Source organism: Paraburkholderia bryophila (genome assembly GCF_003269035.1).
In the GTDB taxonomy this organism is placed as follows: Bacteria; Pseudomonadota; Gammaproteobacteria; order Burkholderiales; family Burkholderiaceae; genus Paraburkholderia; species Paraburkholderia bryophila.
Genome location: NZ_QLTK01000039.1, coordinates 40,440 through 62,028, shown reverse-complemented (window position 1 = coordinate 62,028; position 21,589 = coordinate 40,440). Strand labels below are relative to the sequence as shown.

Sequence of the window (21,589 nt, the reverse complement as noted above, 5' to 3'; positions counted from 1 at the left end):
GACCCAGACACCCACCGAATAACCCGCAAAGCTGGTCCAACGGGTGGGTCAGAATTCAATGCAAATCCCGGGTCAGGATTCCGTGCAAATCAACATGCCTGCTTGACGAAGGTGATGGAAGCACGTATTCAGAAGCTGTCAGCGATGTAGCGATAGCCGTTCGATCCGAGTGTGCCGGTTCGGCATTACTAGAAGACCGCCCGATGGCAGACGCCTGAAGGCGGTTTTTTCTTTGGTGGGTCCATTGTTGGACGCCGGTCGAGTACCTTGAAGTGCCTTGGGGGATCAAATGAATAATGAGAAAGGGTATGTTGGGTTGCGTCGTTGCGCGGACGCGAGGATCGGCGGTTTCATTGGCTTGCTGGTCGGCGATGCACTCGGCGTCAGTTTCGAGTTTAAAAAGCCGGAACAGATTCCGCCGAGAGATCAGATCGAGATGATCACGCCAGTCACCTTCCGGCGATCACACGCCGGTGTTCGTGCTGGCACGTACAGTGACGACGGTGCACAAGCTATGTGTCTGCTTGCCAGCCTTCTCGACAACGGGCGTCTATCACTCATCGATTTCGCGGACAGGCTGCTGCGGTGGCTGGACGAAGGTTATCTCGCGGTCGATGCCGATGTGTTCGATGTTGGCATCCAGACCGCCGAAGCGTTGGGCAAGTTACGCGACGGTACGTCACCGCGTGAAACGGGCGGCGCGTCAGAATGGGACAACGGGAACGGGTCAGTCATGCGCTGTTTGCCGTTGGCCTTGTGGCACGCAGGTTCCGATGATGCGCTGGTCCGTGACGCACATCTTCAGTCGTTGCCAACGCACGCACACGCGCGTTCACTGGTCGCATGTGCGTTCTACTGCCTTGTAGCACGCGGATACTTGCGAAATCTGTCCGACCCTTGGTCATCAGCGGACCAGCGACTCGAAGAAATTTACGCGGAGTGGCCGAACCATCCGGAACGTAACGCGTTTCTGGCGGAACTAGAAGTGCTGAGAGGGTTCCCGAAGACCGGTAAGCCGCGTGGAACAGGATACGTCCTCGATACGATCTGGTCGGCCCGAAAGGCACTGGAAGAACATTCGTTTGAAGATGTTGCCCGGACTGCGATCTTGTTCGGCCACGACACCGATACAACAGCGGCGGTGACTTGTGGATTGGCAGGGATCAAGTTCGGTATCGACGGCATTCCGGCGCGGTGGTTGGAACAGTTGCGCGGCTTCGAGAACGTCGAACCGTTGATTCGCTTGATTAAGGGTTGCCCGCGACTGGCATAGCGCGGACGACTGCGAGATCGCGACCGTCGAGGACCGAAACACTAGTCCCTTTCGCCCAGCCTTTCCGTTCGCTTATATCGGCTTGAACATCTCGTCGAGGATTCCAGTTCCGGTCGTGCGCGGATGTGTACAACGCTATGAAGTGGGTAATGGGTATCGTAGCCCCGGTGTTCTGGATGGTCGGAAGGTCGCGAATGTGTCGGTCGAACTCTTTGCGAGGAATATTGCGCACATCGCACGATTCGATCTCGAAGGTAGCATGCAGGGTCCAGTACTCCAAACTTGGTCGATCCTGATAAGCGGCCATGTCGGACTTTCGGGTGGCCCAAACCAAGTCTATGTTCTTTTTTCGTTTGCCATTGTCCAGATGCACCCGAAACTCAGGGATGACAACAAAGCCCTTCTCGACGCCCATCCGAACCAGCGCAGCATAAAGATCGTTCTTGGTTACGTGCTGAAACGTTACTTCTACTTCCATCTCTGATCCCGTTGGCGTTTTGCCGAGACGCCATTGTAAGATCGATGGTCGGTGTTTCTCATGGGAAGATATATGGAGCTTCACCAAGTCGTGCTTTGTCGCGCCCTGTATGTGGAAGCGGAGACCTATCTTGTCCGCAATGATAGTGTTCATCTCGGGCTCGCGGTGTCGATTGCACAGGATGCCGTCGAGCTTTTTTTACGGGCTGTAATGAAAGATCGGCCCGTCGCGGGACAGAAAATTCCTGATGAGTTCATCAAGTGCATGGACTACATTGATGCAACAGCGAATCAAGATGAAAACAAGTATGTTCCGCTTCGCGCGAAGCTGATCGAGCTGAACAAGGCACGCGTAAATTTCAAGCACTATGGGCTGATTCCCGACAAGACAGACGCGCGTCGAATGCTAGGCTACGTGCAAGATTTCTTCGAGATCGCAGCGGAACGCTTTTTCGGTGTGCGGTTTTCGGACCTTTCCATCACCGATCTGGTGACATCGACCGCAGTGCGGGAGCGTCTGAAACTCGCTGAACGTGGTCTGCTGGAAGAAGACCTAGAAATGGCATTCGGACATGGTGCCGAAGCAGTTGACATTGCAACCGGCGAACTGATTATGCTGCTTTCTCGGCGGCGCAGCACTTTCAGCCTGTCATCTGGCTTGCGGTTTGACGATCCTGCGGCACGGTTGGTCCGCGACATTGAAAGGTATGTGGACGGCACCGCGTCAAGAAGCGAGCGCATCTCGCTGATGCTTGCCCTAGCTATAAACGTCAATGACCTACTTCGCTTCGAGTCGATTGTTCCGATTGTCCGTCGCATGGCGGCAGGGAATTTCACGTGGGAGCGTATGCAAGAGGCATCCCACCTGACAGGTGCTGACGCGGCATTCGCGGTGAATTTTGCGACTACGTTTGCATTGGCGGTTCAAAGCCGTATGCCTGCCCAAAAATAAGGGCATACAGAGGGGGCACCTACGATGGAAAAGCAGCTATTCGGAACGATTGAGACGCGTCACGGGAAGGCGCTCGCGATTATGTGCAGCGATGAAGACCGTCCCGACGATGTAATGATCCACTGGTGGGGTATCGCTGGTCAGCCCACGGTAGCCGTGTTGGGTAGACGAGTGGCGCAACGAGGGAGTGAGTCGGATTTTCAGGTGGTCAAACTCTTTGCTCACGATGAACGAGGTAAAGTAATCGAGCCACCGGGAGATGCGCATACCCGGCGGTTGACGCTTTCCACTCGCGCCACTCTCAAAAGCACAAGAAGTGGGATGACTGGAACGTGGCAGGATGCGGACGGCCCCGGTGGGAAAATCTCGTTGAAACCCTTGGCGTCCCGTGGCAGCTTGGCGGACGTTTCCCAGTGCGCCACATGGGACGAATTCAAACAGTGGGCTGGTCGTGTTCGTGCGGATGGGGCAGTGGCGTTTCGGGGACACGGTTCGAATGCGTTCAGATTGGAGACCAGTTTTTATCGCGCGGGCCGGACTCAACTTGGGCGATATTGCGCGGATACACTGCCTCGCTTTCACTCACACGTCGAAGCCGTAACGAATCGAAGATTGAATCTTGCTGATCCTTCTGATTATTCGACATTGCTTGGCTTGGCGCAGCACCATGGTCTTCCTACGCCGCTACTTGATTGGACCGATTCACCGTACATCGCGGCGTTCTTCGCGTTCTCTGATGCGTTGGAAAACAGGTCTTCCCGACCTAATGCGACACGCGTGCGGGTGTACGGCCTGACGCGGTCCTTCGTTGATCGATTCAGTCCACCGATAGTGACGCTACCCTTCTTGGAACCTTATGCCTGCTTCTTACAGGTTTCCCCGCGCGACAATCCTCGCCTATACGCGCAGCAGGGGCGGTTTCTTGTATCCAACGTGGGGAATATCGAACAGTTTATTTGCAATATGGAGCGCCATTTCGAGACACGCTTCCTGATGGCCGCAGAAGTGCCGGTTTCGTTCGCAAGCGAGGCGCTTGAAGATTTGGCTTTTATGGGTGTCACCGCCGCCAGTCTTTTTCCCGGACTCGACGGCGTGTGTCGAATGATGCGCCACTCAATGACGTTCCGGCGAGAGGCGCTCCCGACACCTGCAAGACCTAGCGAAGGTAAAGGGATTGCGGACGAGACAGAGTAGAGGTGTACCAGTGTTCAACGTGCTGATCGATACCAGCGTCTGGCTCGACCTTGCGGCAGATGCGAAGCAGACGCCATTGCTGGACCTACTACAGAGTCTGCTTTCGGACGGACGGGTGGCACTGCTGGTGCCACGCATCGTTGTCGATGAATTCCATAAAAACCGGGATAAGGTCGCTAAATCAAGTGCGAAGAGTCTTTCGACACACTTCGATCATGTCAAGAGCGCCATTCGCAAGGCTGATGGCGATAAGCGCCAAAAGGGCCGGGTGCTGAACTACCTGTCCGACTTGGATCACCGCATCCCTATCATGGGTGGTGCCGCCGAAAGCGTACTGGCGCGGATCGCTGCGATCCTGTCCGCGTCCACCGTGATCGAAGCGAGTGACGCGGTTAGGCTTCGGGCGGCAGACCGTGCACTGCTTCGAAAGGCTCCCTGCCATCATGAAAACAAGAACTCGATGGCTGACGCTGTGCTGATCGAGACGTACTTCGAGTGTGTGCGAACGATGAGCGGTGCAGGCCAGCGGTTCGCATTTGTAACCCACAACAAGCACGACTTCAGTAACGTCAACGGCAATCAGAAGCTGCCACACGCAGACTTGGCTGCTTCGTTCTCGAAGATCAAGTCGATGTACTTCATCAACTTGGCTGAGTGTTTGCGACGTATCGACCCGATGCGCTCTACCTATGCAATGTGGGAACAGGAATGGGACCAAGAGCCGAGAAGTCTTTCGGAGATGCTAGATGCTATGCACCGGCTGACGACGCAGGTCTGGTACAACCGGCACAAGTACACCGCATGGCAAGTCGAAAAGGGCAAGGTCAAGATCGTCAGTCGGGAAGAATGGGAGGAACGATGGAGCAGACGCAGGAGGAGTGCCCAAACTCACATCGCGGAAGACATTTGGAAAGGTGCGTTGAAGTCCGCAAAGAAGGCCGAGCGGGAACTCGGCGAAGGTAACTTCGGACCTTGGTCCGACTTCGAGTGGGGAATGATTAACGGCAAACTGTCGGCGCTGAGATGGATGCTGGGCGAGGATTGGGACGAGTTGTACACGTAAGCTGCTTTGCCGTTATTGCTGCAAGCGTAGAATCGTTGGCGATCAAGATCAACAAAAATCCGAGGGTGCCCTATGCCGACATGCTTTGTGATTCAACCGTTCAACGACACTTATAACAAGCGGTTCGACAGCCTTTATAAGCCAGCCATTAAAGCGGCAGGTATGACGGCTTATCGCGTGGATCAGGACTCGTCCGCCGTGGTTCTGGTGGAAGCCATAGAGAAGAACATTAAGCGGGCGGCTGTTTGCCTCGCCGACATCTCGGAAGACAATCCAAATGTTTGGTACGAGCTTGGGTTCGCCTATGCAGCCGGACGACCGGTTGTGATGGCATGTTCCGACCAGCGAGGGAAGACCGGGAAGCCGTTCCCATTCGACATCCAGCACCGCGCCATCGTCACGTATAAGACAGAAGCACCGCAGGACTTTCAGGTGTTTCAGGAACGGCTGACCGAGCGGCTGAAGGCGATGCTTGAACAGGGCGAAACGCTGGAAGAAATGGCGGAACAAGCTAGTGTTGCCAGCGTAGATGGTCTCTCATCTCAAGAACTGAATGTTCTGGCGGTAACAGCCAGCAGTGTCACTCAAGACGACCACGCAACATCCGTATGGTCGGTTAGGAATGACTGTGAACGGGCGGGACTGAACAACCTCGGATTCAACCTTGGGTTACGGCGATTGAAGGTCAAGAAGTTCGTTGAAACGGTCGATATTGAGGACGAGCGTGGTGATCCATACCCCGGTATTCAAGTTACCGATCTGGGATGGCAGTGGATCGAGGCAAATGAAGACAAGTTCACTTTTCACTCAGCGGGCGTTAAGAAGGGCGGCTTTGAAGAGATGGATGACAGCATTCCGTTTTGACGCATAACTCTTCTCTTCGTCGCAGACAAAGGGGGAATGGTGACGCCTTGCTATGCTTGTACCGCGCTGATTGACACTGATTGCCATAAGGGCCCGCATCGGGAACTGGCGGCGTTCACTGGCGACTTGCAGTTGAACACTCACGCGATATTAATCGGGTGGGAGAGTTCGACATACAGGTGCCGGGAGTGCGCTACGATCTTGATTCGGCCAAACTACAAGCACTCGCCGAACGAAACGTGGCGTCGCTGTCCGTGGACGGTCGCGTCGTGATTCCATCGATCATATTGCGCGGAGCGGCTCTCGGGGTACCGAGGTATGACCAAGGCGAAGCATCCACACCACCGACGCGAACTGCTGAGTCGGTACGGGCGCATCACAAGTTGGCACGCGAGCCTAACGGAGCGTGTGGATCGACCTCGCGGTTGTCCCCCGGAGCGCGAAAGTCGTACCTCAATTGTGTTGGAGGGAGAGTTCACCGAACCGGTACGCGACGTGACCCGGTTCTTGATCCAAGTGTCGCCGACTGACAAGCCGGATGTTGGAAATACTGATGTGCCTAACGTCGGGGTATTCATCTCCCTCAAACCGGAGTTGCAGGGCGTGGTTGATATGACAGATGGCCATTTTCGGGAGTTGCTGACTTTCGCCTCGTCGGGCCGTTTGACATGGTGCCACGTCGCATTCACGGTGCCGTTTCGTCGGTCTGCTTTCATCGTCAGTATCGATTTCACCACGCGCCCGCCTGACGACGAGACTTAAACGGTGTAGATGCGCCCCTCCGATCTGCGTTCCGTCGAGGGGCGAACTCCATAACGCGGCGTTCTGGCGACGGTCATCCAAGTTTCATGGCTAATTCGCCGGGGTCAATCGACACGTACCGTTGAAGCATGTTCGCCGTTGTGTGACCGGATATAGCACGAAGTTCCAGAACGGACAATCCCTGCTTCGCCAACCTTGTCAGTGCATCGTGCCTGAGATCGTGGAACGTGAAGTTGACGACACCGGCCCTCGCAACCGCCCGTTCGTATGCCTGCTTTACGGCTTCCATTGAGACAGGGAAGACTCGTCCGTCAAGGCTGCGAGGTAGCGTTTCCAGAATCGCGATGCATGTAGTGGATAGTGGAATCTTTCGCGGATGCCCTGCCTTCGTCATTTGCAGGGTCGCCGTTCGGCGTGTCAAGTCAACGTCTCGCCATAACAGCGCAAGGATTTCGCCGCGTCGCGCAGCGGTTTCCAGCGCGAACACCACAACAGGCTTTATCCACGGGTTATGGCACTGACCGCATGCCGAGACAAGCGCAATTCTTTCTGACGTAGTCAGCACACGATCTCGGGCTTTGCCGGACCTTGGCTTCCTGATGAGGCCAACGGGATTGCTCGGAAGATGAATTCCCCATTCTCGGATCGCGACGCTGAAAACGTGTCCCAGAAGCTGAAGTTCGCGCAGTGCCGTGCCGGACGAAACTTGGCTTAGCCGGGAGTCCCGCCACGACGCGATCATCTGTGGCGTTATGGTTGACGGAGCATGCTTCGCGAGGCTGAGTTTCTTGAAGCTTTCAATTCTGTAGGATTCGGCGCGACCTCCCCGTTTTCCATTGCTGACTTCCTTCGCGTATCTGTCAAGAAGTTCTCCTAAGGTCGTCTGGCGATCTTTTCCGTCGTCGATCCAGTGTCCGGCGTCGATAAGACGTTCTTGCTGTCTCGCCCACTTCTCCGCATCTTTCTTCAGGGCGAATGTCTTGGATTGGACCGGGTAGCCTTGTCGTTTGACGATTGCCTGCCAACGGTCGTTGCGTTGTCGTATGGTTGCCATCACTTCTCCGAGGGTGACAGCAGGGTGACAAGCCAGTCCGACAAACGGGGGCACGTAACGCTAACTCCTTGAATCCCAAGATCGTTTGTACGGTCCCGAAGCTGGGAGAGCGTCGCGTTCGCAATGCGAAGGTCGGGAGTTCGATCCTCCTCCTCTCCACCAATGAATATTGAAGGGTTACAGGTCATTTTCCTGTAACCCTTTTTTGTTCCTGCCTCCCGGGAAGGACCCGTACACCCATGTCGTGTCCTCGTCCCCACCAAGTGAGACCTACGTATAAAAAAATAACGAAATTATTCTCGATAAAAAACTCCAAACCTCCAGCCACAAAGCTTTTTCGAACAAAATTTTCGACGCCGTCAACGAGCCACCTGTCACGAAACTCGACACCACCGAATAACGCCCACGGGCACGATCACGTCCATTAACTGGACACTACCCGCCCCCCATCATCGCCTCAATCAACAACACCGCCCTGCCCACCCCATCCTCCTCCCGCATCCGCCCACCAACCGCTCGAGCGCGACCGCGAACCTCAGCTCTCTCCGCATAATCGATAGCACGAGAAAGCGTGGCCGCCCGCAAATCCCTCCCATCCACCGCTTCACCCGCAATACCAGCGCCCTGAAGCCGGCTAGCCCAAAAAAACTGATCCCCCGCAAACGGAACCACCACCGAAGGAATGCCGGCCCGCGCGGCGGAATGACTCGTCCCCGACCCGCCGTGATGAACCACGACGGACGTCCTCGGAAACAACCAGTCATGAGGAACATCGCCGACCACATGAAAGTTCGCGGGCAAGCGTGAAACGTCCATCTCGCTCCAGCCGCGATGAATCAAAGTCCGCCTGCCGTCCGCAGCGGCAATCACTTCCGCCAGCGTCGCTTGTGCATCGAACGACGTCATGCTGCCGAAGCCGACGTAAATCGGCGCCTCGCCTTGAGCCAGAAACTCCGCCAAATCCGGCGGCGGCGTCCAGCCAGACGACGGCGCAACCCATTGCCCGCACAAGTTCGCATTGGCAGGCCAGTCCGCAGGCAATCTCACCAGACCAGGCGAGATGCCGTAGAGCATCGGATGGTCGCTCCACAACCGTTGCCTCGGCGGCAGCTTGCAAACCGCCGCACGCGCCGCGTTGATCTCCTTGCGAAACGCGCGCCACAAAACGCCGTTGACGAATCCATGGCTGGCGCGGTTCAGAAACGAGGGAAACCGTGCCGACGGTAAGAAAGGCGAGGCAAAGGCCCGCGTCGGGGTGATGGGAATGAGGCCGGCGCCGATCGCTTTGACGCCCAGGTACTCCGCAGCCGAGAACCCCACGAATGCCGCGAGCCCCGAGGCGATCACGGCGTCGCATCCCTCGCCAGCCATCACCGTTTCGCGCAGCCAGGATTGCGCGTTGTCATTCGCAATACCGGCCAGCGCCTTCGCGGTGTTCCTGAAGCGGCTTCTTCCCGCCACCGCGCCGGCGCCCATCAACGCCGGCTGCAACGTAGCCTTGATATCGCCGGCCAATGCGCTCACCGGAACACCCAAGGCCCGTGCCGAATCGAGCGTTGCGGCGTCGCCCAGTAGGCGCGCGTCATGCCCCGCCTCGGCGAGCGCAGCACACAACGCCGCTAACGGTCGTGTATCGCCCTCGGTGCCGTAAGTGACGACGACGAATTTCATGACTTCCGTGCCTTCCCGCCTGCCGAGATGGTCGACCTGCTCGCGCCGTTGACGAACAGATCGGTAACCGCGGCGAACTCGCGTTTCAGTTTGAGTCCCGGCAAGGTCAGCCAGCGCATCAGCGCACCGAGATACAGGTGATGGAAGAGGGCGGCCAGATGAGCCGCGGGGAGATCGTCGCGCAACTCGCCTGAGGCCTGGCCTTTGGCGATCAGCAACGCAAAACCGTCGGTCATATCGGCCTTCGGAGCGTCGTCGTCGCGTTCCGGCGCTGGCGTCAGGCTGAGAAAGCGGAACCGCACATACGGCAACAGCAACGTGCCGTGTTTCTCGCACCACGCCGCTGACGCGTCAAGCAGCACGGACAACGCCGGCACGAAAGCAATCTGACGGGCTATGCGTGGTTGCAGTCGGACCAGGTCCGCCTCCAGTTGCGCGTGAATCCAATGCGCCAGAACAGCTTCTTTGGTTGCGAAATGGTTGTAAAGGGTTCCCTTTGCGACATCCGCCCGGGCTGCGATCTGTTCCATCGTCACAGCATCGAAGCCGTGCGCTTCGAACAGACTGATAGCGGTTTCCGCCAGCAGCGCTTGTGTCCGGATCTGCTTTCGCGCGCGTCGGCCTGCAAGGTCGGGATCGGGCATGATATTTTGTAAAAGTAAACGACGTTTAAAATTGAACGCCGTACAAAATATCATGCCACGTTGCGGCTGGCGACGTCAACGGACGGGTTATTCGGCACCTGACCGCGTACAAGGCCCGAGCGTTGCCGTCGACGAACCGCCTGCGCCGTCGCCGTAGGCTGGCGAGGCGGGTTCGCTCGTCGATCCTGTCGAAACCGCAGTTGCGCGGCGGCGATCCGCTATACCGACGCGATTCCAGCGAGGCACGGCGCGACGCGAAGCACAACGGCGCTCACGATCAGAACTTATCCCAGCCATCCTCGCCATTGGCGCCGGCGCCGGCCAACGCGACCACCGGCGCAGTGCGCGCATGCACAACCCGACGCACCGGTTGCGCCGTCACCGCGCGCCGTGGTGCTTCTTCATGCGAAGGCAAAGTCGAAGTCGAAGTCGAAGTCGAACGCAAAACATGCCCTCCCTCCCCATTCACAATCCGAAAAAACGCCACCACCTCATTCAACTGCTTTCCCTGATCTTCCATCGACTTTGAAGCCGCCGCCGCTTCTTCCACCAGCGCCGCATTCTGCTGCGTCACGTTGTCCATCTGCGTAATCGCCAGATTGACCTGCTCGATGCCACGGCTTTGCTCCGTCGACGCCGCCGCGATCTCCGCCATGATGTCCGTCACCTGCGCGACCGCCTGCGTAACTTCAGTCATTGTCTTGCCCGCTTCGCCCGCCAGCGCGGACCCATCGCGAATCTTCTCCACCGAGTTGGCGATCAGATCCTTGATCTCCTTCGCCGCGCTCGACGAACGTTGCGCGAGACTTCTCACTTCGCTCGCCACCACCGCGAAACCGCGGCCTTGCTCACCAGCACGCGCCGCTTCAACCGCCGCGTTCAGCGCCAGAATATTGGTCTGAAATGCAATCCCTTCGATGATGCCGGTGATGTCCGCGATCTTCGTCGAGCTATCGCTGATGTCGTGCATCGTGCTCACCACCTGGCCGACCACCGTGCTGCCCTTCTGCGCCACCGCCGAAGCATTCGCGGCCAACGTGCTGCCTTGCTGCGCGTTGTCGGCGTTCTGCTTCACCGTCGAAGTCAGCTCTTCCATGCTGGACGCCGTTTCCTGCAGCGACGCGGCCTGCTGTTCGGTGCGCTGGCTCAGATCCATGTTGCCCGCCGCGATTTGCCGCGCCGCGCCGGCAATGCTGACGCTGCTGTCGCGCACGCGTCCGACGATCGCCGTCAGGCGTTCATTCATCTCGCGCAGCGCGCCCAGCAACTTGCTGGTTTCGTCGCTGCCCTCGACGGTAATGCGCGTGCGCAGATCGCCTTCCGACACCGTGCGCGCCACGTCGATCGCAAAACGCAACGGGCCGGTTACCGCGCGCGTGATCATCACGCAGGCGCCGAACGCGAGAGCCAGCGCGATCAGGCAGATCGCCATCAACAGATTGCGCTGGCTCACGTAGTGCGCCGCGTAATCGTTGATCCGCTGTTCCTGACGGCTACGCGTGTACCCGGCGTACGCGTCGGTCGAGCGGATCAGCGCGGCGAGCAGCGGGCGGCATTGGTCGTCCATCTTGACAATGGCTTCGTCGCGCTTGTTGGTCAGCGCGAGGTTGACGATGTCGGTGGCGACCGGACCATACAAGGCCTCCACGCGGTTGATTTCGGCGACGAGGCTGCGCGCTTTGTCCGAGCTGTCGGACGCGCTCGCGATCATGTCGTTGAGTTTTTTCAGGTCGCTCTGCACGTCTTCATGCGCGCGCATCACGTCGGCCTTCTCTATTTCGAAATCCTGAGGTTTGGTGACGAGCACCAGATTGCGCGCGGCAATGGCGCGCCGGTCGACCGCGGTGCGTACCTGCACGGCCATGTCCGCGCGCGCGTTGATACCGTGGACAAAGTCGGTAAAGCCATCGGTCGAATCGCTCAAAGCCTTGAGCGACAGGCCGGAAACCGCGACGACGATGACGGATAGCATGCCGAAACCGGCAATCAGTTTGGCTTTGATAGACAGATGCTGAAGTGTCACGATTGTTTCTCCAAAAACGAAACGTTAGAAAGCGTTCGCAATGGACTCTCAGGTCCGGGCATGGGAGCGTCTATGTGGCCACTTCAACTGCAAATCGGCCCTGCGCGGTTGATTTCCCCAAAATGGGTATCCCATTTACCGGATATCGGAATAGAGGCTCGTGGACTTAAGGGGTATCGGGTATGTCTCTATAAGCTTGCACGCGATGAGCGAAGAAGCCGTAATTTCCTCATGAGATGAGTAAATTTAAGCACTCGGTGACAACATTGGAATGAGGTTTGATGTCGGCGTAAGCGGGCGGCGGCACGCTTACGGTCCATTCAAAAAAAGCGAAATCCAAAAAACGGCTTGAACAGGCGCTGGTTCGTCGTTATGATTGAGCAATCACTCATTTATTGAAATTTGCCGGATCGAATCAGCATGGCCCGTCCCAAAAGCGAAGACAAACGCAACGCCATCCTTGCTGCCGCCGCCACGGTGATCGCGGAGCAGGGACTGGGCGCGCCGACCGCGCGGATCGCGAAGCTCGCGGGCGTCGCGGAAGGCACGCTGTTCACGTACTTCGACAGTAAAGACGCGTTGCTGAACGCGTTGTACCTCGACATCAAGGCTGAACTGCGCGAAGTGATGATGACCACGTATCCACAACACGCGAGCGTGAAGGAACGTGTGCAGCACGTGTGGAATCAGTTCGTCGACTGGGGCGTCGCGCAGCCGCAAAAGCGCCGCGCCATGGCGCAACTCAGCGTGTCCGAGCGGCTCACCGAGCCTACGCGGGCCACCGGCATGCAGTCGTTTGCCGACATCAACGGCATGATCAAGGCGAGCGTGGCGAGCGGCGTGTTGCACGATCATCCGCCGGCGTTCCAGTCGGCGATCATGAGCGCGCTCGCGGAAACCACCATGGATTTCATCGCGCGGGAACCGGATCAGGCCGCGCGCTATCGGGCGGCTGGCTTTGACGCGTTCTGGAACGCGATCGCTAAACGCTAATTTTTTTGTCTTATTAATGAGTGATTGCTTGCTCATTTAACTCGAAGGAGCGCATCATGTCGAAAGTCTGGTTGGTAACGGGAAGTGCTCGCGGCCTTGGGCGCGAGATCGTCGACGCCGCGTTGCAAGCGGGCGAGCGAGTCGTGGCCACGGCGCGCGATCCGGGCCGTCTGCAGGATCTGGTGGCGCGCTACGGCGAGCAGGTTCGCGCGATCGCGTTGGACGTCACCGATCCGGCGGCGGCGCACGCTGCGGTGCAGAGCGCCGTCTACGCATACGGCCGCCTCGACGTGGTGGTCAACAATGCGGGTTTCGGTCATCTGGTGCCATTCGAGCAAACCAGCGAGGACGATTTCCGCGCGCAGATCGACACGAATTTCTACGGTGTGGTCAACGTGACACGTGCCGCGTTGCCGGTGCTGAGACAGCAGCGCGCGGGGCACATCATCCAGATTTCGTCGGTCGGCGGACGTGTCGGGATCGCGGGGCTCGGAGCGTATCAGGCGGCGAAGTGGGCGGTCGGCGGGTTCACCGAAGTGCTGAGCCAGGAGCTCGCGCCGTTCGGCGTCCACGTCACCGCGCTCGAGCCGGGTGGCATGAAAACGGAGTGGGGCAACGAGGCGTCCGGCGCGACGCCCGCGTTGCTGCCGGACTATGAGCCGTCGGTTGGCGCGGTCGTTGAAATGCTGAAGCAGTACATCGGTCGCGAAGCCAGCGATCCGGCGAAGGTGGCGCAAGTCGTGCTGAAGCTCGCCTATCACGACGTATTGCCGGCGCATCTGTTGCTGGGTAGCGATGCGTTGCACTACTGCGGTGAGGGCGACAAGGCGCGCGCGGCGAACGCCGAAGCCTGGCGCGCCGTCAGTCTGTCGACGGATTTCTCCGCACCGGCGCAACTGCCCGCGTTTCCGGCCGTAGCGGCGAAAGCTTGAGCGTCTGGCGTGACAAGCGTGCAAGCCTGAGCGCCAGCGTCACGCCCGGCGCACCGACACAAGCCTGAGCGCTTATCGCAGCAATCGCCACCGCGGCGCGCAACCGGCGCCGCACAAATGAGGACACGTTACATGCCCAACTGGACCACTGCGGACATTCCCCAGCAGACCGGCCGCCTCGCGGTAATCACCGGCGCGACCGGCGGCCTCGGTTTCGAAACGGCGCTGGCGCTGGCCGGCGCGGGCGCCGATGTCGTGCTGACCGGACGCAACGCGCAAAAAGGGCAAGCCGCGCTTGAAAAGATTCGCGCGCAACATCCCGCCGCGTCGATCCGCTATACGCATCTCGATCTGGCGAGCCTCGCGTCCGTGCGCCAGTTCGCCGACCAATTCGCGTCCGCGCACGCGTCGCTCGATCTATTGATCAACAACGCAGGCGTAATGACGCCGCCCACGCGGCAAACCACCTCGGACGGCTTCGAACTGCAATTCGGCACCAACTACCTCGGTCACTTCGCGCTGACCGAACGCCTGCTGCCGCTGCTGCGCGCAGGACGCGAGCCGCGCGTGGTCAATCTGAGCAGCGGCGCACACAAGATCGGCGCCGCGATTCATTTCGACGACCTGCAATGGCAGCACGGCTACAAGCCGTGGCCCGCTTACGCCCAGTCGAAACTGGCGATGCTGATGTTCGCGCTCGAACTGCAACGCCGCAGCGACGCCAACGGCTGGGGACTGCTGAGCAATGCCGCGCATCCCGGCTACGCGCGCACCGACCTGATCGCCAACGGTCCGGGCGCCGACACGTTGCTGCAGTCGATCAACCGCATGACCTTCGAGCCGCTCGCGAGCCAATCGGCCGCGGACGGCGCATTGCCGACGCTGTTCGCCGCGACGTCGCCCAACGCCGAACCCGCCGGTTACTACGGACCGACCGGCCTGTTCGAACTGAAAGGGCCGCCGGGTGAAGCGCGCATTTCCCGTCTCGCGCAAGACAAGGCGATTGCCGCGCGCCTGTGGGCGGTCTCCGAAGCACTCACCCACGCGCGCTGGCCTCGCGCGACCATGGAGCATGCATCATGAAGGTTCTGATTTTCGGCGCGACCGGCATGGTCGGCCAGGGCGTGTTGCGCGAATGCCTGCGCGCACCGGATGTCGAGGTGGTCCAGACGATCGGCCGCACGCGCAGCGGCCAGCTCGATCCGCGCCTCGTGGAGGTGATCCAGCCGGACCTGATGGACTACGGCGCGCTGGAAACCCAGCTCACCGGTTTCGACGCGTGTTTCTTCTGCCTCGGCGTGTCGTCTGCGGGCATGCAGGAGGCGGACTATACGCGCCTCACCTATGACCTGACGCTGGCGGCGGCACGCACGCTCGCGCGTCTCAACCCGCGCATGACCTTCGTCTACGTGTCCGGCGCGAGCACCGACAGCACCGAGCGCGGCCGCAGCATGTGGGCGCGCGTCAAGGGCCGTACCGAGAACGCGCTACGGCAGCTGCCGTTCAAAGCCGTCTACCTGTTCCGCCCCGGCGTGATCGAGCCGCTTCACGGCATCCGCTCGAAAACGCGTTCATACCGGTTGTTCTACGCGCTCGCCAAACCCATTCTGCCGATGCTGCGCGCACTGCTGCCCAACTACGTGCTCAGTACCGAAGACATCGGTCTGGCGATGCTGACGGTCGCGCGCCACGGCGCCCCGAAGGCGGTGCTCGAAACAATCGACATTCGCGCGCTCAGCCGCCCGGCGTCCGCCGCCGCGCTCGATCTGCACGCCGGCTAGCGCCCCAATTTTCGTTCAAGCCCGGAAAAAGCCATCTATTCAACCGTTTGACGGATTGCCGCGTCTGGTACCCTACGGGCAAACGGGACGCGCTATTGCGGACGCGGCCTCCTTCTTCACGCGCGTGGTTCAGCGCCTGCTTGAACGAATCTGCCATGGTGACGCGCCGACCGAACATCGTGATTGCGATCAGTATCGTGCTGGCCAGCGCGATACTCGCGATCGCCGTGTGGGTGCTGGCGCAAATGCGCGACGACGCGCTGCGGCGCGCCCAGGACTCCGTCTTCAACGTTTCCCTGCTGATCGAGCGCGACGTGTCGCGCAATCTGGAAATCTACGATCTGTCGCTGCGCGCGGTGATCGACGGTTTGAAGCAGCCCGGCGTGCTGGACCTGGATCCCGCCCTGCGGCAGATGGTGCTGTTCGACGGCTCGGCCAGCGCCAAAGACCTCGGCTCGCTGCTCGTCGTCGACGAAGCGGGCAACATCCGCTTCGATTCGCAAGCCTCGCCGCCGCGCAAGATCAATCTCGCCGATCGCGACTACTTCAAGGTGCAGTGCGATTCGCCCAACGTCGGCCTCTATCTCAGCCATCCGTTCGTACCTAAGGTGACCGGCAAGGAAGTCAGCATTGCGCTGAGCCGGCGGATTACAAAGCCGGACGGCAGCTTCGGCGGCGTGGTGGTGGGCACGATGCGCCTGACTTACTTCCGCAGCCTGTTCGCCGGCATGAATCTCGGCGCCGGCGGCTCGATGGCGCTGATGCTGAGCGACGGCACGATGCTGATGCGGCGTCCTTACGATCCGAAGATCATCGGCATCGGCCTCGCCGGCACCGCCAACTATTCGCGCTTTCTCACCCAGCCGAGCGGCGACTTCTTCGGCACGGCGGCGATCGACGGCGTCGAGCGCTGGTACGCGTTCCGCCATATCGACATGTATCCGCTGATCCTCGACGTCGCGCTGTCCACGCGTGACATCTACGTGGAATGGCGGCGGCGCGCGTGGATCATCGGTTCGCTGATCGCCGCGCTCGATCTGACGATCATCGCGCTGGCGTTGCTGTTTTCGCAGCAGTTGCGGCATCGCCGCGCCGCCGAGGAAGAGTTGCGCATGCTGGCGCGCACCGACGGCTTGACCGGCCTGAACAACCGTCGAACCTTCGAGGAAGAGGTCGACGCGGAATGGCGCCGCGCGCAGCGCAACGGCTGGGCGCTGTCGATGCTGCTGATCGACGTCGACAATTTCAAGGGCTTCAACGATCTGTACGGTCATTCGGCGGGCGACGATGCGCTCGTCACCGTCGCCCGCTGCATCTCGCAGAACGTGCGGCGCCCGGGCGACACGGCGGCGCGTTACGGCGGCGAAGAGTTCGCGGTGCTGCTGCCGGATACCGACGCGGCCGGCGCGGCGCACATCGCCGAGAAGATCCGCGCCGCGATTCACGCTCGCGAGTTGCGCCATGTGGCGAGTTCGCATCATGTGCTGACGGTAAGCGTGGGCGTCGCCACGACCCACGGCCACGCCTTCGCGACGAGCCGCGCGCTGATCAATGCCGCCGACGAGGCGCTTTACGAAGCCAAAGACGCGGGCCGCAATCGCGTGACGGGTTATCGCGCGACGGTTCATACGCACGCTCGCCATGCAGTGGTCACACCGGGACACTGAGGCGGCAACGGCGACCTGAAGCGCGCGCCGTCATCGCAGGCTAGCGCGGTCGTTTTGAATTTGGCCCGGGTAATATATTGCACTTCAATTTCATCCGGGTATAATTCGGCAAAATCTTCTATCAGGAGTTTGCCGTGACCTCGTCTATCTCCACTTGCACCGCCTTTGAAGGCCATCGCCGAATCGCCTCGGGTTCGCTGCCGGACGTCGCATTGGCGGTCAAAGCAGTGCTCGCACGCGGCGAACAGGCGCCCGTGCTGATCTTCGACGACATCACGAGTCAGCCGGTGGAATTCGATCTGCGCGGGACGTCGGAGGAGATCGTGGCGCGGCTGGTTGGCCAGCCGGGAGACAGTGAAGCAGCCTCCGAAGCGGCCGCCGAACCCGCCACTGCAAAGCAGGACGACACGCCGCGCGGCCGCGGCCGGCCCAAACTCGGCGTCGTGGCCCGCGAGGTCACCTTGCTGCCGCGTCACTGGGACTGGCTGAACGGACAATCCGGCGGCGCGTCGGTGGCGCTGCGCAAGCTGGTCGAGGCGGCGCGCAGCGCAAGTGAGGACAAGGACCGGCGACGCGCGGCGCAGGAGTCCGTGTATCGCTTCATGACCGCGCTGACCGGCAATCTGCCGGACTACGAAGAGGCCACGCGCGCGCTCTACGCGAACGACCGGCCGCGATTCGCGGCGATCGTCGCGGCCTGGCCGGACGACGTAGGCGCTCACGTGTTGCGGCTCGCCGAAAGCGCTTTCGCCGCGAGCGAATAAGCGCCAGACGAAAAAAAGCCGCTCACGCCGGGGAAGCGTGAGCGGCAAGTCGGAGAGTTACAACATCGCATGCAGTTCATGGGGGTGAACGCAGCAAACGCAGTGTAAGAGACCGGTTTACCCCAATACATCGGACAAGTCCCAAACGCCGTTCTGGCTTGCGGCCGTACAGGCATGGCGCCGCGATCCGGCCCCGCTCGACACCCCTCGCTTACATCATCCTTTCCCCGTTATTCCTGCCATTTGTCCGATCAAGACTCCGTCATGACAGCCGTAAAGGAGAAGGAGCGTCGCTACGTACCCGACTGAATTCGAACGGGGCGTGACGGCGCGATGGCGAAACAGCCTGTCGAGACCTTGTGAAGGGATGATGAGATGAAGTGGTTCGACCGCATGACCGTATTCCGCAAACTGTTGCTGGCGTTCGCCCTCGTGATCGGCTTTTGCGTCGTGATCGGCGCGACGGCGCTGAGCACGTTGTCGTCGATGCATGACATCACGACCGTGATCGGCGACAAACATATGAACGGTCTCTACTGGATGGAAGAAGCCAATCGCCACAAGATCGATTCCGATCTGGCCGCGGCGAACCTCGGCTATGCCACCGACGACGCCGGTCGTCAAAAGCTCAAGGATGGCATCGTCGCGTCGCTGAAGACCATGCACAGTGCCTACGACGAATATCGCAAGACCATCGGCACCGGCAAGGGTCAGGAGATGTTCGACGGCGTGCTGCGCGAATCGGCGGTGTGGGAAGGCATCGTGCATCAGCAGATCGGGCTCGAGCCGATTCCCGCAGGCGTCGACAACAACGAACTCGTGCGTCGCGCGATTGCCGCCAGCGAAGCACTGCGTGACCGCATCACGGCATTGATCGATTACCGCCGTCAGCAAGCCAACGAAGCGCAGCAGGAAGCGAGCGACGACTACCAGCACATGCGGATCGTGATGAGCGTGCTGGTGCTGGGTGCGATCGTGGTGGGCATGCTGCTCGCCACACTGATCGCCCGCCGTCTGGCGCGTCAGCTCGGCGGCGAGCCGGACTACGCGATGCAGATTGCCAACCGGATCGCCGGCGGCGACCTGAGCGTACGCGTCGACACCCGCGCCGGCGACACGACCAGCATGCTGTTCGCGCTGCGCAACATGCGCGAGCGGCTGGCGGGCATCGTCTCGGGCATCAGCGAATCGAGCGAGTCGATCCTGATGGCGTCGGGCGAGATCGCGCAGGGCAATACCGATCTGTCGCAACGCACCGAAGAGCAGGCCGCCGCCTTGCAGGAAACCGCGTCGAGCATGCAGGAACTCACGTCGACGGTGAAGATGAACGCCGAGAACGCACAGCAGGCGGGCGGCGTGGCGCATGGCGCGTCGGAAGTCGCGGCGCGCGGCAGCAGCCTGGTGGGCGACGTGGTCGAGACCATGCGCGAGCTGGCGGCCGGATCGAAGCGCATGACCGACATCATCGCGGTGATCGAAGGGATTGCATTCCAGACCAACATTCTTGCGTTGAACGCCGCGGTCGAAGCTGCACGCGCCGGCGAGCAGGGGCGCGGCTTCGCGGTAGTGGCGGGCGAAGTGCGTTCGCTCGCGCAGCGCAGCGCGGTGTCCGCCAAGGAGATCAAGGAGCTGATCGAAAGCTCCACGGCACGCGTGGGCAGCGGTGCCGAACTCGCCGAGCGCGCCGGCCAGACCATGGCCGAAGTCACGCACGCGGTGAAGCGCGTGACCGACATCATGGGCGAGATTTCGTCGGCATCGCAGGAGCAGAGCACCGGCATCGAGGAAGTCAACCGCGCGGTCGCGCAGATGGACGACGTGACCCAGCAGAACGCCGCACTCGTCGAGCAGGCGGCGGCCGCGGCGGCGTCGATGGCGGATCAGGCGCGGCAACTGCAAACGGCCGTGACGGTGTTCTCGCTCGAAGCGCGCGCCGCCTGAGGGGCATTCGTGCGCGCCGCCTGAGCCGCCAGCGCCGTGTGCATCGCGGCTCGCAGCGCGCTCGCACGTTAGTGAAAGCCACGTGTTTAACCACCCTTGCCAGGCCCATTGGCACTCCGTACACTCGCGCCTGATTCTTGAGCGGCGGCGACTCGTTCCGTGCCGTCCACGATAAAACACGCCGAACAGAGGAGAACCCCCGCCATGGCCGATTCCTATTTTCCCCGCTGGCGCCGCCAGTCTGCCGGCGCCGAAGGCCGCATCGTCGGCACCGACGAACGGCTCGCGTGGCCGCAAATGGTTGCGATGGGCGTGCAGCACGTCGTCGCCATGTTCGGTTCGACCGTGCTCGCGCCGCTGCTGATGGGCTTCGATCCGAACCTCTGCATCTTCATGTCGGGCGTCGGCACGCTGCTGTTCTTCGTGCTGGTGGGCGGCCGCGTGCCGAGCTACCTCGGTTCGAGCTTCGCGTTCATCGGTCTGGTGATCGCGGTGACGGGCTACGGCGGTCACGGTCCGAATCTGAATATTCCGGTGGCGCTGGGCGGGATCATCGCGTGCGGGGTGGTATACGCGATCATCGGGCTGATCGTGTCGGCGGTCGGCACGCGCTGGATCGAAACGCTGATGCCGCCGGTCGTGACGGGGGCGATCGTCTGTGTGATCGGTCTGAATCTCGCGCCGATCGCGGTACACGGCGTGAGCGGCAGCAACTTCGAATCGTGGATGGCGCTGGTCACCGTGCTGTGCGTCGGCGCGGTGGCGGTGTTCGCGCGCGGCATGCTGCAGCGTCTGCTGATTCTCGTCGGCCTGCTGATGGCCTATGTGATTTACGCGATCGTCACTAACGGCCTTGGCATGGGCAAGCCGATCGATTTCGCGATCGTCGCGAACGCCGCGTGGTTCGGCATGCCGCATTTCACGGCGCCGGTCTTCAACGTGCAGGCGATGACCTTGCTCGCGCCGATCGCGGTGATTCTCGTCGCGGAAAATCTCGGCCATATCAAGGCCGTCAGCGCCATGACCGGCCAGAACCTGGACGCCTATGTCGGCCGCGCGTTTCTCGGCGACGGGCTCGCGACCATCGTGTCGGGCTTCGCCGGCGGCACCGGTGTGACGACGTACGCCGAAAACATCGGCGTGATGGCCGTCACCAAAATCTATTCGACGCTGGTGTTCGTGATCGCGGCCTTGATCGCGCTGGTGCTGGGTTTCTCGCCGAAGTTCGGCGCGGTGATTCAAACCATTCCGGGGCCGGTGCTGGGCGGCGTGTCGATCGTCGTGTTCGGGCTGATTGCCGTGACCGGCGCGCGCATCTGGGTCGTCAACAAGGTGGACTTCTCCGACAACCGCAACCTGATCGTGGCCGCGGTGACGCTCGTGCTGGGCGCGGGCGATTTCTCGTTGAAGCTCGGCGGATTCGGGCTCGGCGGGATCGGTACCGCGACCTTCGGCGCGATCATTCTGTACGCGCTGCTGCGTAGGAAAGCGGCGCAAGGGCCGCTCGCGTGAAACGAGTTTTAGACCGGCGCTA

The 21,589-nt window shown here is 60.7% G+C and carries 19 protein-coding genes; 14 read left to right on the top strand and 5 right to left on the bottom strand.

Annotated elements, in window-relative coordinates; all coding sequences use genetic code 11:
- The first annotated feature begins 289 nt into the window (after positions 1-289).
- Positions 290-1,273 (top strand): ADP-ribosylglycohydrolase family protein, encoded by a 984-nt coding sequence (locus BX591_RS32745; protein ID WP_111935465.1) that lies wholly within the window; start codon positions 290-292, stop codon positions 1,271-1,273.
- Here BX591_RS32745 and BX591_RS32740 read toward each other — a convergent pair.
- Complete coding sequence (locus BX591_RS32740; RefSeq protein ID WP_111935464.1) at positions 1,248-1,751, bottom strand: hypothetical protein; 504 nt, start codon at positions 1,749-1,751, stop codon at positions 1,248-1,250. The genes BX591_RS32745 and BX591_RS32740 overlap by 26 nt on opposite strands.
- A 72-nt stretch (positions 1,752-1,823) precedes the next feature.
- Between BX591_RS32740 and BX591_RS32735 the strand changes: the two genes are divergently transcribed.
- The 5 genes from BX591_RS32735 to BX591_RS32715 all read left to right on the top strand — a co-directional run bounded on the left by BX591_RS32735 (position 1,824) and on the right by BX591_RS32715 (position 6,585).
- The gene (locus BX591_RS32735; RefSeq protein ID WP_111935463.1) at positions 1,824-2,702 is read left to right on the top strand and encodes a hypothetical protein; all 879 of its coding nucleotides are present in this window, start codon (positions 1,824-1,826) and stop codon (positions 2,700-2,702) included.
- 24 nt (positions 2,703-2,726) lie between these two features.
- Positions 2,727-3,896 carry an FRG domain-containing protein gene (locus tag BX591_RS32730; protein ID WP_176343147.1) on the top strand — a complete coding sequence of 390 codons (1,170 nt, stop codon included), beginning with the start codon at positions 2,727-2,729 and terminating at the stop codon, positions 3,894-3,896.
- A 10-nt stretch (positions 3,897-3,906) separates the two neighbouring features.
- On the top strand, positions 3,907-4,959 hold the full coding sequence (locus BX591_RS32725) for a PIN domain-containing protein (RefSeq protein ID WP_111935462.1): 1,053 nt from the start codon (positions 3,907-3,909) through the stop codon (positions 4,957-4,959).
- A gap of 87 nt (positions 4,960-5,046) precedes the next feature.
- Positions 5,047-5,823 (top strand): hypothetical protein, encoded by a 777-nt coding sequence (locus BX591_RS32720; RefSeq protein WP_146749844.1) that lies wholly within the window; start codon positions 5,047-5,049, stop codon positions 5,821-5,823.
- A 318-nt stretch (positions 5,824-6,141) separates the two neighbouring features.
- Entirely contained in the window at positions 6,142-6,585 is a 444-nt protein-coding gene (locus BX591_RS32715; RefSeq protein ID WP_146749843.1) for a hypothetical protein, read from the top strand.
- A 73-nt stretch (positions 6,586-6,658) separates the two neighbouring features.
- On the opposite strand, the gene BX591_RS32710 is transcribed toward BX591_RS32715, so the two are convergent.
- The 4 genes from BX591_RS32710 to BX591_RS32695 form a co-directional block, all read right to left on the bottom strand.
- Positions 6,659-7,639, bottom strand: a complete 981-nt coding sequence (locus BX591_RS32710; protein WP_111935459.1) for an integrase — start codon at positions 7,637-7,639, stop codon at positions 6,659-6,661.
- 435 nt (positions 7,640-8,074) lie between these two features.
- Positions 8,075-9,310, bottom strand: coding sequence for a glycosyltransferase (locus BX591_RS32705; protein WP_111935458.1), 1,236 nt, complete (start codon positions 9,308-9,310; stop codon positions 8,075-8,077).
- Positions 9,307-10,008 carry a TetR/AcrR family transcriptional regulator gene (locus BX591_RS32700; protein WP_420849450.1) on the bottom strand — a complete coding sequence of 234 codons (702 nt, stop codon included), beginning with the start codon at positions 10,006-10,008 and terminating at the stop codon, positions 9,307-9,309. Before BX591_RS32700 ends, BX591_RS32705 begins: the two co-directional genes overlap by 4 nt.
- 223 nt (positions 10,009-10,231) lie before the next feature.
- Positions 10,232-11,926 carry a methyl-accepting chemotaxis protein gene (locus tag BX591_RS32695; RefSeq protein WP_420849451.1) on the bottom strand — a complete coding sequence of 565 codons (1,695 nt, stop codon included), beginning with the start codon at positions 11,924-11,926 and terminating at the stop codon, positions 10,232-10,234.
- Positions 11,927-12,397: 471 nt separating this feature from the next.
- Here BX591_RS32695 and BX591_RS32690 point away from each other — a divergent pair, with 471 nt between their 5' ends.
- The 8 genes from BX591_RS32690 (at position 12,398) to BX591_RS32655 (ending at position 21,567) form a co-directional block, all read left to right on the top strand.
- Positions 12,398-12,970 carry a TetR/AcrR family transcriptional regulator gene (locus BX591_RS32690; protein ID WP_111935455.1) on the top strand — a complete coding sequence of 191 codons (573 nt, stop codon included), beginning with the start codon at positions 12,398-12,400 and terminating at the stop codon, positions 12,968-12,970.
- Between the two features lie 56 nt (positions 12,971-13,026).
- On the top strand, positions 13,027-13,902 hold the full coding sequence (locus BX591_RS32685; protein WP_111935454.1) for an SDR family NAD(P)-dependent oxidoreductase: 876 nt from the start codon (positions 13,027-13,029) through the stop codon (positions 13,900-13,902).
- Positions 13,903-14,034: 132 nt separating this feature from the next.
- Entirely contained in the window at positions 14,035-14,985 is a 951-nt protein-coding gene (locus BX591_RS32680; protein ID WP_111935453.1) for an SDR family oxidoreductase, read from the top strand.
- The gene (locus BX591_RS32675; protein ID WP_111935452.1) at positions 14,982-15,683 is read left to right on the top strand and encodes an NAD(P)H-binding protein; all 702 of its coding nucleotides are present in this window, start codon (positions 14,982-14,984) and stop codon (positions 15,681-15,683) included. Before BX591_RS32680 ends, BX591_RS32675 begins: the two co-directional genes overlap by 4 nt.
- A 155-nt stretch (positions 15,684-15,838) precedes the next feature.
- The gene (locus BX591_RS32670) at positions 15,839-17,350 is read left to right on the top strand and encodes a sensor domain-containing diguanylate cyclase (RefSeq protein WP_111935451.1); all 1,512 of its coding nucleotides are present in this window, start codon (positions 15,839-15,841) and stop codon (positions 17,348-17,350) included.
- Between the two features lie 134 nt (positions 17,351-17,484).
- Complete coding sequence (locus BX591_RS32665) at positions 17,485-18,114, top strand: DUF2239 family protein (RefSeq protein WP_111935450.1); 630 nt, start codon at positions 17,485-17,487, stop codon at positions 18,112-18,114.
- A 375-nt stretch (positions 18,115-18,489) separates the two neighbouring features.
- Positions 18,490-20,055, top strand: coding sequence for a methyl-accepting chemotaxis protein (locus BX591_RS32660; RefSeq protein WP_111935449.1), 1,566 nt, complete (start codon positions 18,490-18,492; stop codon positions 20,053-20,055).
- Positions 20,056-20,259: 204 nt separating this feature from the next.
- Positions 20,260-21,567, top strand: coding sequence for a solute carrier family 23 protein (locus BX591_RS32655; protein ID WP_111935448.1), 1,308 nt, complete (start codon positions 20,260-20,262; stop codon positions 21,565-21,567).
- Positions 21,568-21,589 lie beyond the last annotated feature (22 nt).